Raw genomic sequence first — 16,079 nt, forward strand, 5'->3', positions numbered from 1 at the left:
GACAGCCCGCCGCCGAGATCAGGAGGAGCGCGAGGTCGACGACCTGGTCGAGGCATGGGGCGCCACCCCGAGGAACGACGTCGACCGCAGCTCCATGGTCGTCATTCGCGGTGAGCTGGTCCTGAGGCTGGCGTGCCACCAACACAGCGAACGTTTGTGGTCAGGGCGCCAGCGTCGCGAACACCACGATGTTGTCCTTGTACGACTTCGCTGCCTTGTCGTAGTCGCCACCGCAGGTGATCACGCGGAGCTGCGCCTTGCCGGTGTGACCGTAGACCAGGCTCAGCGGGAGCTTCTTCTTCGGGTAGCGGGCCACCCCGTTGACGACGAAGCGGGCCTTCTTGCCGTCTTGGCGGGGCACCTCGATGGTGTCTCCGGGTTTCAGCGAGCCCAGGCGGAAAAAGACCGCCCGACCCGTGGCGCGTGAGTCGACGTGGCCCACCACCACCGCGGTCCCGACCTCACCGGGGCTTGGTCCCAGCTTGTACCACCCGGCCGTCTTGGGCTGATCCAGCGGTGGGACCGCGATCTGCTGGTTCCGGTCCAGCCCGAGCGGAAGCGTCGGCGCGTCGACGCCGATCCGCGGGATCCTGATCCGGGTGGGCTGCGATCGCGGCATCCCGGCCACCTTCGGTGCGGGAGACGGGCGGGTCGCGGTGGACCCGGGATCGGCTTCGAGGCGGCCGCGAGCACTGTGCGCCTCGCCGTGGGTCGTCCCGGAGGCCGCGTTGGCTTCGCTCGGCGTCGGCTCTGGTGCGGTGGGCTCGTCCACCAACGGTGAAAGCAGGGACTGCGGTGCGGCGGCGGGGTCGGGCTGCGGCGGCCCGACCGGATCAGGAGCCGTGGCCGCGAACGTGATCAGTCCTGCTCCGGTAAGCGTGATGAGGACGACCAGGACGAGGCCAGCGGCCCGCCACGGGAAACCGTGGCGGCCGCTGGCGCTCCTGGCCGCCCTAGGCGACAGTGCCATTGGCGGACCGCCGACGCAGCAGTGCGATGCCACCGAGCACGCCAACGCCCATCATGCCGGCACCGGCCGCCGTCAGAGCACCGGTGTTGGTGTCGGAGAGCGCGCCACCGTCACCGGCCGCGACGCCGGCCGTCCTCGGCAACACCCAGGCTCCGTCCGGCCCCGCGTACGCGCCGCTGGCGCCGGCAGGCTGGCCCACCGGCGAACCAGCCTTGCCGATACCGGCCTCGACCATCCCGAGGAGGTCGGCGAGCAGATCGGTCTCGACATCCACCTCCACGTCGAGGTCGCGGATGCAGACGACGATGTTGTTGGGCTGGGTTCTGTTGTCGTTCGACGCTGACTGCGCTGCGGACAGGTTGAAGGTGACGATGCTGTTCGTGATGGTGTTGTCCTTGATGATCTGGTTGATGTTCTGCTCGTTGATCTGCTTGTTGGTAGCGCAGGTGACCCCGTTACCCTTCTTGTCGCGCAGGCTGAAGGTCTTCGGCTTGTCGTCTGACTTCTTCTTCGCCTGCCCCTGGTTCGAGGCCGTGGGCTCCTTGGGACCGTCGTCGGTCGCGGCGAGCGCGGTGGCGGGCGCAGCGAGCAGCAGGGCGGCGCTGCCCAGCACCACCCCGCCGGCGAGCTTGGTCAAAAACCTCATCGACATGTTCCTCACTCCCTTCTGGTCGGCTCAGGAGGACGAGCCATGACGAACGTTAGGCCCGTTCATGTGAAACAAGAGGACTTTTCCGGGTTTCGCAACATGTAGTACTTGAGGTGCTATAAGTAGTTAGTTCACATCACCTGGGGTGTAAGGACCGTTATGTCCGCCTGAGTCCGATAGTGGCTAGATGCTGCCGGGTGGCGCTGCCACCTGCGCGGCTCGTTGCCACCTACGCACCGCCGGCGAGGGATCCGCCGGCCTGCCCCGGTCGTCGCGGTAGGGCTGCCCCCACCCCCCACCAGGAGGCTCACTGGATCGACCCGCCCCGTCGCGCTCCATACCGTTCGAGACATGAGATCCAGGGAAGACGTCACCGGCATCGCGGCGCACGTCGCGGTATGGAGTGCCCGTCACCGCACGCTCGCCATACTCGGCTGGCTGGTCTTCGTCGTCGGTGTCACCGTCCTGAGTGGGCAGGTCGGCATCGTCAAGGCGACCGACAGCGACTTCGGCCTCGGCGAGTCCGGCCACGCCGACCGCATCGTCGAACAGGCCGGCTTCCCCACAGAGCACGCCGGGGAGATGGTCATCGTCAGCTCGCGCACGTCGACGGTCGACGGTCCGGAAGGGCGGGCCGCCATCGCCGAGGTCACCGCCGCCGTGCAGGCCACCGGCGCCACCGATGCGATGAATCCGCCGGTGATCTCCGGGGACGGGAAGTCGGCGCTGCTCACCTTTGCCATGCACGGCGATCCGCGAACCGCCAAGGACCGAGTCGGGCCGGTCCTCGACGCCGTCGCCGCGGTCCAGCGGGCGCACCCGCAGTTATACATCGCGCAGGCCGGCGACGCCAGCAGCGACAAACTCGTCGGCGACGACCTCGACGCCGGCCTGACCAGGCTGTCGATGCTCTCCATCCCGGTCACCCTCGGCATCTTGTTCGTCGCCTTCGGCGCGGTCGCCGCCGCGTTGCTGCCGGTCGGGCTCGCCATCACCGCCGTCGTCGCCGCGATCGGCCTGCTCGGCTTCACCAGCCACCTGGCGCCGACCGTCGACACCACCATGCACGTCATGCTGCTCGTCGGGCTGGCCGTCGGCGTCGACTACTGCCTGTTCTACATCCGCCGGGAGCGCGACGAACGCCGGAACGGCTCGGATCCGCAGCGGGCGCTGGTCATCGCCGCGCAGACCTCCGGCCGGTCGGTCTGGATCTCCGGGCTGACCGTCATCGTCGCCATGGCCGGCATGTTCCTCACCCGCGACACCACCTTCGTCAGCTTCGCCGTCGGCACCATCCTCGTCGTCGCGACCGCGGTGCTCGGCTCGCTGACGGTCCTGCCGGCGCTGCTGTCCGCGCTCGGCGACCGCGTCGATTCGGGCCGGATCCCCGTCCTGTACCGCACCCGTTCTGACGGCCGGGTGTGGGGCACGGTTCTGCGGCTCGTCCTGCGCCGCCCGCTGGTCTCGGCGGTGCTCGCCGCCGCGGCTCTCGGCGCGCTCGCCGCGCCCGCACTGGACCTGCGCACGAAGGGGGAAGGCGTCGAGGACCTGTCTCCGAGCGCGCCGATCGCGCAGGCGTTCGTGGCGATCCAGACCGCCTTCCCAGGCGGCGCCGCCCCGGCCGAGGTCGTGGTCAAGGCCTCGCAGGTCACGGGGCCGGCCTGGAACGGTGCGATGGCGGCGTTCAAGGAGCAGGCGTTGGCGACCGGCCGGTTGCACGAGCCGATCACGGTCGAGGTCAACCCCGCCGGTACGGTCGCCGTCGTCAGCGTCGGGCTGTCCGGCTCCGGCGGGGACCGTACCTCCGAGGAGGCCCTGGCGACCCTGCGCGGCACCGTGCTACCGGCGACGCTCGGCCGGCTTCCCGACGCCTGGGTCGGCGTCACCGGCGCCACCGCCACCTCCCAGGATTTCAACGACCAGCTCGCGAAGTCCCTGCCGCTGGTCTTCGGGTTCGTGCTCGGCCTGGCCTTCCTGCTCCTGCTGGTGTCGTTCCGGTCCGTCGTCGTGGCCGTCACCGGCGTGCTGCTCAACCTGCTGTCCGTCGCCGCGGCCTACGGCATGCTGGTCTACGTCTTCCAGTACGGTCACTTCGAGTCGCTGCTCGACTTCCGCGCCACCGACGGCATCACCAACTGGATGCCGCTGTTCCTGTTCGTCATCCTGTTCGGGCTGTCGATGGACTACCACGTCTTCGTCGTCAGCCGGATCCGGGAGGGCCACGACCGAGGACTACCGACCCGGCTGGCGGTCACCGAGGGGATCACCCGCACGGCCGGGGTCATCACCAGCGCGGCGACGGTGATGGTGGCCGTGTTCGCACTCTTCGCCACGCTGCCGATGGCCGCTCCCAAGCAGCTCGGCGTCGGGCTCGCCGCAGCCGTGCTGCTCGACGCGACGATCGTCCGCGCGGTACTGCTGCCGGCGGTCATGGCCCTGCTCGGCGAGAAGAACTGGTGGCTGCCCCGGTGGCTGGAATGGCTCCCGCGCGTGTCGCACGACCTACCCGTGGCCCCGCAGCAGGAGTTGACGCCGGTGACGACGGGGGCGTGACCCCGCCCGCCGAACCCGGCCCTACCCGTCCTCGGGTCAAGGCCGGTTTCGGCGTCGGGTCAGGGGCGTGACCACACCTCCGGTCCCGAACACCGGCACCGGGCGGGCGGCGTGACGCGGTCGGCCACCGCGGGGTCAGGCCGCTTCCAGCTCCCGCTTCAACCGGCGCAGGGTCTCCCGCATGCCGTTCCGGTTCACGGTCGGGCGGTCGCCCGACGCCCTGCCGGTGAAGATCCGGCCGAGAACGTGGGCCACCCCGTTGCGCCGGTCCTGCCAGTACTCGGTCACCTGGGTGCCGCCGTCGGTCTCGCTGAACCGGTAGCCCCAGCGGGCCACCGGCTGGCCGAAGGTGGTGACGTCGAAGGCGAACTCGCTGCCCGGCGTCGCGGTGACGACCCGGCAGGTGGTGAACCACAGCAACGGGCCGCGACGGTTCCAGCCGACGAACCGTCGCGGCTGCCCGCTGTCGCGCCGGGTGACCCAGACCGCGACGCACTCCGGGCTCCACCGGGCCATCCGCCGTACGTCGGCGACGGCCGCGTAGACCGTCCCCGCCGGTGCCGCGACGGTGATCTGTTCGGCGACTTCCGGACCGTGCCCGGCTGCCTGCGCAGTCATGCCGCAACCATAGACGTCATTCGTTCCTCCACGGGAGGTGGTCGGGCAGGTCGCTGCTGACCCGTCCGGGGAAGGCCGGAGCGCGCCGCTGCCGGAAGGAGTCGAAGCCCTCCCTCGCGTCCGCGCTGGTCAGAGCCTCGGCGGAGAGTCGGGAATCCAGCCGGTGCGCCGGGTACGGCGAGTCCAGCGCGCTGGTCCGGTACAGCATCTGCCGGATGACCGCCACGGACACCGGCGCGGTGGTGGCGATGATGGTCCGCGCGAGCTGGTACGCCTTGTCGAGCAGGTGCTCCGGCTCGTGGACGCTGTGCACCAGGCCGGCCGAGAGCGCCTCGGCGGCGTCGAACGCCCGCCCGCTGATCATCCAGTCGAGCGCGCGGCCCATCCCGACCAGCCGCGGGAGGAACCAGGTGGACGCGCCTTCGGCGTAGATGCCGCGCCGGCTGAAGACGTACCCGAATCGCGCGTCGGTGGCGGCGAGCCGGTAGTCGGCCGGCAGGATGATGGTGGCTCCCGCGCCGACGGCCGCGCCCCGGATCGCGGCGATGACCGGCTTGTTCATCGCGAAGATCCGCATCGAGCACCGCCCCGCCGGTTCCGCCCACTCGGCCTCGGGGTCGTCGGGGGTGTCGAACTCCGTCACGGACATGTCCAACCCGGCGCAGAAGTGCTCACCCGTGCCGGTGAGGACGACGACCCGGACGTCGTCGTCGCGGTCGGCGCGGTCGAACGCGTGCGCGAGTTCGTCGGCCATCCGCAGGGTGTAGCCGTTGCGTTCCTCGGGACGGTTGAGCGAGACCGTGGCGATCCGGTCCGAAACGGAGTAGATGATCTCGCTGTACGTGTCCACGCCGGCACCCTAGAGCAAGGTCAACGCTCGCAGCAATGCTCGACGGGTCGGCTGTTCGGTCACCGACCGCTGTCCTGAGTAGACCATTGATCGGTTGGTGCCGTTCGGGCAGACTTCCGCCGTGTCCTCCAGTGTCTTCGATATCTACCGCCGCCATCTCGGCGAGGGGCTGGGTCGGGTCGCCGCCATGCTCCACACACCACTGGAGGTCGGCGCCACGGGCACCGTGGTGCACACCGCGGACGGTCGTCAACTGCTGAACTGCGCCGGCTACGGCGTGTTCTTCGTCGGTGCCGGGAATCCGGTCGTGCTCACGGCGGTACGCGACCAGCTCGAACGGCAGGCGTTGTCCACCCGGGTGCTGCTGAACGAGCCCGCCGCCCGGGCCGCCGAGGCGTTGACCTCGGTGGCGCCGGAGGGCCTGGTCAAGGTGCACTTCTCCAACTCGGGCGCGGAGGCGGTGGAGACCGCGATCAAGATCGCCCGGGCGAACGGGCGGCACCGGCTGGTTTCCATGCACAGCGGATACCACGGCAAGACGGTCGGCGCGCTGTCGCTCACCGCGCGGTCGCTCTATCAGGACCCGTTCCGCCCGCTGCTGCCCGAGGTCACCCACGTCAGGTTCGGCGACCTGGACGAACTGGCCGCCGTCGTCGACCGTGACGTCTGCGTGGTCGTCGAACCGGTGCAGAGCGAGGGCGGGGTGATCATCCCCCGGCCCGGCTATCTCAAGGCGGTCGAGGCGCTGTGCCGCGATCGGGGGGCGATGCTCGTCCTGGACGAGGTGATGACCGGGCTGGGGCGGCTCGGGACCTGGTGGGCGGCGGACCGCGACGGCGTACGGCCGGATGTCCTGCTGGTCGGCAAGGCGCTCAGCGGCGGGCTGGTGCCGGTCGCGGCGACCCTGGCGACCGAGGAGGCGTTCGCCCCGTTCGACAAGGACCCCTACCTGCACACGTCCACGTTCTCCGCGAACCCCCTCGCCATGGCCGCCGTCCGCGCCACGGTCGAGGTGATCAGGGAGGAGAAGCTGGTGGAGCGGGCGGCCGACCTGGGCGCGCGGCTACTCGCGGCGATCACCGGGACGGTGCGGCCGATCGGGCACCTGGTGGCCGACGTACGCGGCGCCGGGCTGCTCATCGGAGTGGAGTTCCGCTCCGGAATGCACGCCGCGGAGTTCCTGATGGACCTGCTCGACAACGACGTGGTCGTCAACCACTCGATGAACGCGCACCCGGTGCTGCGGCTCACCCCGCCCGCCACGATGACCCCCGACGAGGAGGACCGGCTGGTCGCCTCGTTCGAGCGGGCCTGCGCCGCCCTGGCCGCGCGTTTCCCCGCCACCGGAAGCGACTCCCCCGCATGACGCGACGTACCGTCCTGGTCACCGGGGCCAGCGGCGTCGTGGGCACCGCCGTACTGGCCGAACTCTCCGGGTACGACGTGATCGCCGCCGCCTACCGACGCCTGCCGGGCGGCTCGAACCGGGTGGTCCGGCTGGACCTGCACGCCCCCTCGCTCGGGCTCGACCGCCGCGCCTACCGCGAGCTGTGCGCCGAGGTCGACGCGGTGGTCCACTCGGCCGCCATCGTCAACTTCTCCGCCGACCAGGCGGAGGTGGACCGGCTCAACATCGAGGGCCTCGGCCGGGTCGTCGAGTTCGCCGCCGAGGCGGACGCGCCCCTGGTCCACGTCAGCACCGCCTACGTGTCCCGGTACGGCCGGGCCGGTGGCGGCGGCAGGCTGGGCACCGAGAAGGTGGCCGCGCGGACCGACGAGTACGTCACGTCGAAGTACCTCGGCGAGCAGACCGTCCGCGACAGCGGCATCGACGCGGTGATCGTCCGGCCGGCGATCGTCATCGGCGACTCCCGTACCGGCGTCATCCGTCAGCCCCAGGGAGTGCACCAGCTCGCCGAGTACCTGGTGACCGGCAAGCTGCCGTTCATCCCGGCGCATCCCGGCACGTTCTTCGACCTCGTCCCCCAGGACATGGTCGCGCGGGGAATCCGCGCGGTGCTCGACGCCGACCTGCGCAAGGGCGACTACTGGCTGACCGCCGGGCCCGCCGGCATCCCGGTCGAGCGTTACCTCGAACTGGTGACGGAGACCGCCCGCGAGTGCGGCATGGACATACCCGACGGCCGGATCGCGGATCCATCCATCGTGGACCGGCTGGTCCGGCCGGCGTTCGCGGACGTCCTTCCTCCCGAGGACCTGGCGCGGCTGGACGGCGTGGTGGCCGTCTGCGGGCTGGTCATCATCCCCGAACTGCTGCCGACGTCGTTCGGCACGATTCCCGGCGGACCGGACGCGATGACCCCGGCGCAGGCCGAGGACGCGTGGCGGGTCAGCCTGCGTCACCTGATCCGGGGGTTGCAGCAGTGATCGTCAACCCGAGCTGAGGAGGCCACCCGCGATGGAGTGCTCCGTCATCGTGCACGCTCTGCTGCCCAGGGCAGACGCCAAGGAGTCGTTCGACCGGTTGGCCGACTTCGCCGCGTATCCGGAGTTCACCGACACCGTACGGACGGTCGGGGTGACCCAGGTCAGCCCGACCCAGGTGGAGTCGAAGTGGGAGGTGAACTTCCGCCGGGGCATCCTCGTCTGGACCGAACGCGACGAGATCGACCCGGTCAGCCGCCGCATCGACTTCGAACAGACCACGGGCGACTTCGCGACGTTCACCGGCTCGTGGCTGGTCGTCGAGGCCGACGAGGGGGTACGGGTCGAGTTCGACAGCCGATTCGACCTGGGCATCGCCTCCCTGGCGAGCCTGATCGACCCGGTGGCGTGCGCGGCGATGCGCGACTCGATCCGGGACATCCTGCGCGGGCTGTTCGGCTCCGACATCGAGGTCACCGTGGTGGAGGCCGCCCCGCTCGGCTGAGCGACCGCGGGCCGTCCTCCAGCCGCCCGATCGGCTGGAAGACGGCCCGCTTTGTCGACGGCCGAGGCGGTCTCCTAGTCGAGCAGGTCGAAGAAGTCGTCCTTCGCCGCGTCGACCTTGTCCGACTCGGTGTCGACCAGCGACAGCAGCTGGTTCAGGGCGTCGGCGAGCCGCTTGCGCGCCACACCGTCCATCGTCAGGTTGGCCAGGCTGGACTCCAGCCGGGTCAACTCCTCCAGCACCCCGAGCGCGGTGGACGTCTGCTCGGGTAGCAGCTCACCGCGTAGGTAGCCGACCAGTTCCCGCACGTTCGGGTAGTCCAACACCAGGGTCGCTGGCAGGGTCAGCCCGGTCGCGGTGGCGAGCCGGTTACGCAGCTCGACCGCCGTCAGCGAGTCGAATCCGAGCTCGGGCAGGCTCCGGGTGGCGTCCAGGTCGGCGGCGGAGGTGTGGCCGAGAACCCTGGCGGCCTCGGCGAGCACCATCTCGCGCAGCACCCGGTCCTGTTCGGCGGGAGCGAGCCCGGGCAGGGTCCTGGCGAGGTCCGTGCCTCCCGCCCGGGTGCCACCGGCCGGGCCGGGCGCGCCGCCGGTCACCGGGTCGACCGACGCGGTGGCCGGCGCCCCCAGGTCGGCGGCGTCCGCGCCGGCCGGGCGGTCCGTGGTCATCAGGTCGTGCAGCACCGGCGGCACCGACCGCCGGTCGTGCCCGTCGAGCAGGGCGCTGTCCACGTCGACGAGGACCGGCGTCGCCGCGTCCGAGTCGAGCGCCCGTTCCAGCAAAGCCAGTCCACGCCCCGGCGGCAACGGCGTCAGCCCGATCCCGCGCATGCGACGCAGGCCGGTGTCCCTGACCTGCTCGGCCATCCCGTCCGGCAGCTCCCACAGGCCCCACGCCAGCGACTGCCCCGGCAGCCCCTGCGCGCGCCGCTGCTCGGCCAGGGCGTCGAGGTAGGCGTTGGCGGCGGCGTAACCCGACTGCCCGGGCGAGCCGAGCAGGCCGGCGGCGGAGGAGAAGAGCACGAACGCGGCCAGGTCGCACTCGCGGGTCTGCTCGTGCAGCTGCCGTGCGCCGTCCGCCTTCGGCCGCAGCACTCCGGCCACCCGCTGCGGGGTCTGCGACTCGACGACCCCGTCGTCCAGCACACCGGCCAGGTGCAGCACGGCGGTGAGCGGGTGCTCGGCGGGGACGGACCTCAGCAGGTCGGTCAGGGCCGCCGGGTCGGCGACGTCGCAGGCGACGACGCGCACCGACTCCGCGCCGAGCGCGGTCAGCTCGCCGACCAGGTCGGCGGCGCCGGGGGCGTCGGCTCCACGCCGGGACGTGAGCACCAGGTGCCGCACCCTGCGCCGCTCGACCAGGTGCCGTGCCACGATACGGCCGATGGCGCCGGTCGCGCCGGTGACGAGGACGGTGCCCTGCGGGGCCCACGGCCGTGCTCCGACGCGGATGACGGCCCCGGGATCAGTGGGGGCCCCGGTCTCCGGGACGAGGCTGTCGGCGGCCGACGGGCGCAGCCGAGGCACCAGCAGTCCGCCGCCGCGGACGGCGACCTGCGGTTCTCCGGCGGCGCCGGCCGCGGCGAGCGCCTGCCGCGACGCCGGGTCGTCGTCCAGATCGATCAGCGCGAACCGGCCGGGATGCTCGGACTGCGCCGACCGCAGCAGCCCCCACGCCGCCGCCTGCGCGAGGTCCCGGGACTGGTCGCCGACGGCCCGCCGGGTCACCACCGCCAACCGGGCGGCGCGGTACCGCGGGTCGGCCAGCCAGCGGTGTGCCAGGTCGAGCGCGGCGGCGACGGTGGGGTACGGGTCGTCACCGCCCGGCGGCAGTTCGGTGAAGACGAGGTCGGGAACCTGGTCGCCGGCCGTCAACTCGTCGAGCCAGGCCGCCGGCTGGTCGGATCGGACCGGCGCGGCCGGCACCCAGCGCAGCTCGTACCCGCCGCCCGACCCGGACGGCCCGAGGGCGAGCCGGTCGGGGGTGATCGGCCGCAGCGCGACGTGCCGGACCGAGGCGACCGGCGCACCGGACGGGTCGGCGAGGACGACGTCGACACCGTCGCCGTCGCGGGTCAGCCGGGCCCGCAGCGCCGTGGCGCCTCGGGCGTGCACCTGCAGGCCGGTCCAGGAGAACGGCAGCGCGATCCCGGCGTCCGCGCTGGCGTCGCCGAGCAGGGCGAGGGCGTGCAGCGAAGCGTCGAGCAGCGCCGGGTGCAGCAGGAAATTCTCGGTCGCGCCGGCGGCGTCGGCGGGCAGCGTCACGTCGGCGAAGATCTCGTCGCCCCGCTGCCACGCCCGGCCGACGCCCTGGAACACCGGGCCGTAGTCGTAGCCACCGGCGCGCAGGCGGTCGTAGAGGCCGTCCGTGTCCAACGGCGCCGCGCCCGGCGGCGGCCACAGCCTCAACCGGGTGGCGTCGCTGGTCCGCACCGGGGCGACGGTTCCCGTCGCGTGCGGCGTCCACGTTCCGCCGGGTGGGCGCGCGTGGATGGTCAGCGGGCGGGTCGGGTCGCCGTCCGTCCCGGCGACGACCACCCGGGTCTCCACGGCGCCGGCCTCGGGGAGCACCAGCGGCGCCCGCAGGAGGAGTTCCACCACCTCGGGGCAGCCGGCGTGCGCGCCCGCGCGCGCCGCCAGCTCCGCCAGCAGCGCGCCCGGTACGACGACCGTCCCGCCCACGCGGTGCTGGGCGAGCCACGGCTGGGCGGCGATCGACAGTTCGCCGGTCAGCAGCACTCCGGCGTCCAGCGTCTCGACCGGCTCCCCGAGCAGCGGCCGGACCGGTTGGGTCAACCAGTACCGCCGGTGCTGGAACGGATAGGTGGGCAGCTCCGCGGGCGGGACGTCCCCGCCGACCAGCGCGGGCCAGTCGACGTCTACGCCGTGGGCGAACAGGCGGGCCACCGCGCCCCAGGCGGAGTCCCGTTCGTCGCGCCCGCCGCGCAGCAGCGGCACGGCGATCGTCGTGTCGCCCGTATCGGCGTCCAGGTCGCCGACGGAGTCGAGGACCATGGCCGACAGCACGCCGCCGGGCCCGACCTCCAGGAACCGGCTCACCCCCTGCTCGCGTAGCCGGCGTACGCCCTGCGCGAACCGCACCGGTTGCCGCGCGTGCCGACTCCAGTGCCCCGGTGTGATCATGTCCACCGGCAGGCCCGTCTCGTTGGAGACCAGCGGGATCTCCGGCGCCCGGTGGGTGAGGTCCGCCTCCAGCTTGGCGAGGTCCGCGAGCATCGGCTCCATCAACGGGGAGTGGAACGCGTGGCTGACGCGCAGCCGGGTGGTCCTGCGCCCTCGGGCGGCGAACGCGTCGGCGACGGTCTGCACCGCGTCCTGCGGGCCGGCGACGACGACCGACGTCGGGCCGTTGACGGCGGCGAGCCCGAGCTGCGCCGCGGGGTCGGCGATCAGCGGCTCGACCTCCTGCGGGGTGGCCTGGATCGCGGCCATCGCGCCGCCGGCGGGCAGCGCCTGCATCAGCCGTCCGCGGGCGACGACGAGGCGGGCGGCGTCGTCCAGCGACAGCGCGCCGGCCACGTGGGCGGCGGTGATCTCCCCGATCGAGTGGCCGAGGACGAAGTCCGGCCGCAGGCCCCAGTGTCGCAGCAGCCGGTACAGCGCCACCTCCACGGCGAACAGCGCCGGCTGGGTGTACTCGGTCTGGTCCAGCAGGTCCGGGTCGCCGTCGATGACCGCGCGGATGGGACGGTCCAGGTGCCGGTCCAGTGCGGCGCAGACCTCGTCCAGGGCGGCGGCGAACCGTGGTTCGGCCGCGGCGAGTTCCCGCCCCATCCCGGGTCGCTGCGATCCCTGTCCGGGGAAGACCAGGGCCAGCCTGCCCTCGCCTGCCGTGCCGGTGACCACGGCCGGGGCGTCCTGCCCGGCGGCGAGCGCCGCGAGGGCGTCGCGGTCGAGGACGACGGCGCGCTGTTCGAACGCCGTACGCCGGGCCGCCGCGACCGCCGCCGCGCGGGCCGGCAGGTCGGGATGGGCGTCGAGGAAGGCGTCGAGGCGGCGGGCATGTTCGCGCAGCGCGGGGACGGTCCGCGCGGAGAGCACTAGCGGCGCCGGCACGGCCGCGCTGTCGGCCGGGGCGCCGGGCTCGTCCTGCGGCGCCTCCTCGACGATGACGTGCGCGTTGGTGCCGCTGATCCCGAACGACGACACCGCCGCGCGGCGCGGCCGGGCGCCGGCCGGCCAGGGCTGCTCGTCGGTGAGCAGCCGCAGCGGGCCGGCGGACCAGTCCACGTACGGGGTGGGTTCGTCGACGTGCAGCGTGCGGGGCAGCCGGCCGTGCCGCAGCGCCAGCACCATCTTGATGACCCCGGCCACGCCGGCCGCCGCCTGGGTGTGTCCGATGTTCGACTTGACCGACCCGAGCCACAGCGGGACCTGCCGGCCGGAGCCGTACGCGGCGGTCAGCGCCTGGGCCTCGATCGGGTCGCCCAGCCGGGTGCCGGTGCCGTGTGCCTCCACCACGTCCACGTCGGGTGCGTCGAGTCCCGCGTCGGCGAGCGCGTCGGCGATCAGGCGTTGCTGGGACGGACCGTTGGGCGCGGTGAGGCCGTTGGACGCCCCGTCGGAGTTGACCGCGCTGCCCCGCAGGACCGCCAGGACGCGCCGGCCGTGCCGGCGGGCGTCGGCGAGCCGTTCGAGGACCAGCACACCGGCGCCCTCGGCCCAGCCGGTGCCGTCGGCGGACGCGGCGAACGACCGGCACCGCCCGTCCGGGGAGAGCCCGCCCTGGCGGCTGAACTCGGTGAACACCAACGGCGTCCCGATCACGGTGACCCCGCCGGCCAGAGCGAGGTCGCACTCGCCGGTACGCAGCGAGCGGGCCGCCAGGTGCAGCGCGACCAGCGACGACGAGCAGGCGGTGTCGACCGACAGCGAGGGTCCTTCCAGGCCCAACGTGTACGACACGCGGCCGGAGACGATGCTGGTCGCGTTGCCGGCCATCAGGAAGCCGGCGACCTCCGGCGGGATGGCGCCGAGGCGCGGGGCGTAGTCGCCGGCGATGACGCCGGTGTACACGCCGGTGCGGCTTCCGCGCAGCGTGCGCGGGTCGATGCCGGCACGTTCCAGCGCCTCCCAGGAGATCTCCAGCATCAGCCGCTGCTGCGGGTCGGCGGCCAACGCCTCGCGGGGCGACAGGCCGAAGAATCCGGCGTCGAAGTCGCCGGCGTCGTAGAGGAATCCCCCGTGGCGGGCGTAGGTGGAGCCGGGACGGTCGGGGTCGGGATGGAACACCTGCGGGTCCCAGCCCCGGTCGGTCGGGAACGGCCCGATGCCGTCGCGGCCGTCGGCCAGGAAGGTCCAGAAGTCCTCGGGGGTGGCCGCTCCGCCGGGGAAACGGCAGGCCATCGCCACGATGGCGATCGGCTCGGACGCACCCGAGGGCGTGCCGTCCGGCTCGCCGGCCATCGGCGCGGCGACGCGGTGCCCCGGTCCCGGGCCGGCGTCCGGGCCGCCGACCTGTTCGGCCAGGTACCCGGCCAGGGCCGACGGGTTGGGGTAGTCGAAGGCGAGGGTGCCGGAGAGTTGGAGCCCACTCGCCTCGGACAGCCGGTCGGCCAGTTCGAGCGCGGTCAGTGAGTCGAAGCCAAGCTCGGCGAAGGCACCGTCGGCAGTGACGTCACCACGCGGCCGATCGAGCACCTCGGCCGCCTCGGTACGTACGACATCCAACCACCACTGCGTCCTGGAGTCACCCATTCAGGCGGCCGCCCTTCCGCGATCATCAATGTCGGTGCCGCGGTCACCCACCGGGCAGCGGTCATCCTCCATCGGTCACGGCGGCCAACACAATCGCCCGTCCGGACTCCACAAAGGATCTATGGTCTTTGTCGATCGCCCTGTCTACGCTGTCCCGCATGATTCAGGCGAGATCGAGGTGAGCCGTTTCGTCGATGCCGTCGTCGGCACCGCCGGGCGGTCGCCGGGCGGCATGGTCACCGGCGCCCCCGCGAACCCGGTGCGGCGCGGCTGGGGGCAGTTGCACGAGGCGGCCCGGCGTACGGCGGCGGCACTGGTCGCGGGCGGGCTGGCCCCCCGCCAGGCCGTCGCGGTCCTGGCCGGTGACCCGGGGGAGGTCGCGCGGGTCGCCCAGGGGACGTGGCTGGCCGGCGGCAGCGTGACCATGCTGCACCAGCCGACCCCGCGGACCGACCTGTCCGTCTGGCGCGACGACACGCTGCGTGTCCTGCGCATGATCGACGCGCGTCTGGTGCTGGTGGGCGCCCCGTTCGAGGCGATGGCCGACGTGCTGCGCGAGCAGGGCGTCCCCCACCGGATGATCGGCGACCTGGACAGCGACCGGGAGTTCACCGTCGTGCCCGCCGCCGAGGACGACACCGCGCTGCTCCAGTTGACCAGCGGCTCGACCGCCGAGCCGAAGGCGGTGCGGATCACCCACCGCAACATCCACGCCAACCTCGTCGACACCGCCGCCCACCTCGAGTGCGGCGACAACGACGTGCTGGTCAGCTGGCTGCCGCTCTTCCACGACATGGGCATGGTCGGCTGTCTGCTGCTGCCCATGTTCACCGGCATCGACCTGGTAATGGTCACGCCCGCGGAGTTCCTCGGCCGTCCGATGGTGTGGGCGGAACTGATGAGCCGGTACGGCGGCACGATCACCGCCGCGCCGAACTTCGCGTACGCGATCCTGACCCGGCAGCTCGCCCGCGCCGACGCCGGTTCGCTCGACCTGTCCCGGTTGAAGGCCCTGTGCAACGGCGCGGAGCCGATCGACCCGTCGACGGTCGAGGCGTTCGTCGCGGCCGGCGCCCGGTTCGGCCTGCGGCCGGAGGCGGTGAACTGCTGCTACGGCGCGGCGGAGAGCGCCCTGGTCATCTCGCTGTCGGCGCTGTCGGATCCGATGCTTCTCGACACCGTCGACGCCTTGGAACTGGAGAAGAACCGGCGGGCGGTACCGGCGAGCGACGACCACCCGACCGCCGTGCGCCGGCTGCCCATGCTCGGCGCCGCCCACCCGAGCGTGACCGTGCGGGTCGTCGACGACTCCGGCGCCGAGCTGGGCGACCGTGAGGTCGGCCGGTTGCAGCTGCGCGGCGACTCGGTGACGAGGAGCTACCTCACCGAGGACGGTCCGGCCCCGGCCCTGGACGACGACGGCTGGTTGGACATCGGCGACGAGGGCTACCTGGTCGACGGTCAGATCGTGGTCTGCGGTCGCCGCAAGGACGTCGTCATCATGGGCGGTCGCAACATCTATCCCACCGACATCGAGCGCGCGGCCGCCGGCGTCGACGGCGTCCGGGACGGCAACGTCGCGGCGGTACGACTGATGGCCGGCGACGGGGTGGCGCGGGAGTCGTTCGCGGTGCTGGTCGAGTCACGCCTGGTCGGTGACCCGGCCGCCGAGAGGGCGCTGTCCGACGCGATCGCCAACCGGGTCCTCGCCGATGTCGACGCCCGTCCGGCGGAGGTCGTGGTGCTGCCGCCGGGCAGCCTTCCGAAGACCCCGTCGGGCAAGCTGCGCCGCGCGGCGGCCCGCTCGCTCATCCCTCGTTGACCATCCGCCC

At 72.6% G+C, this 16,079-nt stretch carries 10 protein-coding genes; 5 read left to right on the forward strand and 5 right to left on the reverse strand.

Annotated elements, in window-relative coordinates; all coding sequences use genetic code 11:
- Positions 1-160: 160 nt before the first annotated feature.
- Complete coding sequence (locus ACGF5C_RS22315; protein ID WP_393304401.1) at positions 161-970, reverse strand: class F sortase; 810 nt, start codon at positions 968-970, stop codon at positions 161-163.
- Positions 954-1,622 carry a hypothetical protein gene (locus tag ACGF5C_RS22320; RefSeq protein ID WP_393304403.1) on the reverse strand — a complete coding sequence of 223 codons (669 nt, stop codon included), beginning with the start codon at positions 1,620-1,622 and terminating at the stop codon, positions 954-956. Before ACGF5C_RS22320 ends, ACGF5C_RS22315 begins: the two co-directional genes overlap by 17 nt.
- 348 nt (positions 1,623-1,970) lie before the next feature.
- Between ACGF5C_RS22320 and ACGF5C_RS22325 the strand changes: the two genes are divergently transcribed.
- Positions 1,971-4,172, forward strand: coding sequence for an MMPL family transporter (locus tag ACGF5C_RS22325; RefSeq protein ID WP_393304405.1), 2,202 nt, complete (start codon positions 1,971-1,973; stop codon positions 4,170-4,172).
- A gap of 135 nt (positions 4,173-4,307) precedes the next feature.
- Here ACGF5C_RS22325 and ACGF5C_RS22330 read toward each other — a convergent pair whose 3' ends face one another.
- Both ACGF5C_RS22330 and ACGF5C_RS22335 read right to left on the reverse strand, forming a co-directional pair.
- Positions 4,308-4,790, reverse strand: coding sequence for an SRPBCC family protein (locus tag ACGF5C_RS22330; RefSeq protein WP_393304407.1), 483 nt, complete (start codon positions 4,788-4,790; stop codon positions 4,308-4,310).
- A gap of 16 nt (positions 4,791-4,806) precedes the next feature.
- A complete protein-coding gene (locus tag ACGF5C_RS22335; protein ID WP_393304409.1) occupies positions 4,807-5,640 on the reverse strand; it encodes an enoyl-CoA hydratase-related protein in 834 nt (277 codons plus the stop codon).
- 121 nt (positions 5,641-5,761) lie between these two features.
- Here ACGF5C_RS22335 and ACGF5C_RS22340 point away from each other — a divergent pair, with 121 nt between their 5' ends.
- Genes ACGF5C_RS22340 through ACGF5C_RS22350 form a run of 3 tightly spaced genes read left to right on the forward strand, consistent with a single transcriptional unit; the run spans position 5,762 to position 8,530 of the window.
- On the forward strand, positions 5,762-7,006 hold the full coding sequence (locus ACGF5C_RS22340) for an aspartate aminotransferase family protein (RefSeq protein WP_393304411.1): 1,245 nt from the start codon (positions 5,762-5,764) through the stop codon (positions 7,004-7,006).
- The gene (locus ACGF5C_RS22345; protein ID WP_393304413.1) at positions 7,003-8,028 is read left to right on the forward strand and encodes an SDR family oxidoreductase; all 1,026 of its coding nucleotides are present in this window, start codon (positions 7,003-7,005) and stop codon (positions 8,026-8,028) included. Before ACGF5C_RS22340 ends, ACGF5C_RS22345 begins: the two co-directional genes overlap by 4 nt.
- Before the next feature lie 31 nt (positions 8,029-8,059).
- Positions 8,060-8,530 carry a type II toxin-antitoxin system RatA family toxin gene (locus tag ACGF5C_RS22350; RefSeq protein WP_393304414.1) on the forward strand — a complete coding sequence of 157 codons (471 nt, stop codon included), beginning with the start codon at positions 8,060-8,062 and terminating at the stop codon, positions 8,528-8,530.
- Positions 8,531-8,604: 74 nt separating this feature from the next.
- Here ACGF5C_RS22350 and ACGF5C_RS22355 read toward each other — a convergent pair whose 3' ends face one another.
- Positions 8,605-14,247, reverse strand: a complete 5,643-nt coding sequence (locus ACGF5C_RS22355) for an SDR family NAD(P)-dependent oxidoreductase (protein WP_393304416.1) — start codon at positions 14,245-14,247, stop codon at positions 8,605-8,607.
- A 178-nt stretch (positions 14,248-14,425) separates the two neighbouring features.
- Here ACGF5C_RS22355 and ACGF5C_RS22360 point away from each other — a divergent pair, with 178 nt between their 5' ends.
- On the forward strand, positions 14,426-16,069 hold the full coding sequence (locus ACGF5C_RS22360) for a fatty acyl-AMP ligase (protein WP_393304417.1): 1,644 nt from the start codon (positions 14,426-14,428) through the stop codon (positions 16,067-16,069).
- Positions 16,070-16,079 lie beyond the last annotated feature (10 nt).

The organism is Micromonospora sp. NPDC047620, from assembly GCF_043205005.1.
Classification (GTDB): Bacteria; Actinomycetota; Actinomycetes; order Mycobacteriales; family Micromonosporaceae; genus Micromonospora.

Coding starts and splice junctions, on each gene's coding strand:
- ACGF5C_RS22325 (WP_393304405.1), top strand. CDS start 1,971: ATGAGATCCAGGGAAGACGTCACCGGCATCGCGGCGCACGTCGCGGTA.
- ACGF5C_RS22345 (WP_393304413.1), top strand. CDS start 7,003: ATGACGCGACGTACCGTCCTGGTCACCGGGGCCAGCGGCGTCGTGGGC.
- ACGF5C_RS22320 (WP_393304403.1), bottom strand. CDS start 1,622: ATGTCGATGAGGTTTTTGACCAAGCTCGCCGGCGGGGTGGTGCTGGGC.
- ACGF5C_RS22350 (WP_393304414.1), top strand. CDS start 8,060: ATGGAGTGCTCCGTCATCGTGCACGCTCTGCTGCCCAGGGCAGACGCC.
- ACGF5C_RS22315 (WP_393304401.1), bottom strand. CDS start 970: ATGGCACTGTCGCCTAGGGCGGCCAGGAGCGCCAGCGGCCGCCACGGT.
- ACGF5C_RS22355 (WP_393304416.1), bottom strand. CDS start 14,247: ATGGGTGACTCCAGGACGCAGTGGTGGTTGGATGTCGTACGTACCGAG.
- ACGF5C_RS22330 (WP_393304407.1), bottom strand. CDS start 4,790: ATGACTGCGCAGGCAGCCGGGCACGGTCCGGAAGTCGCCGAACAGATC.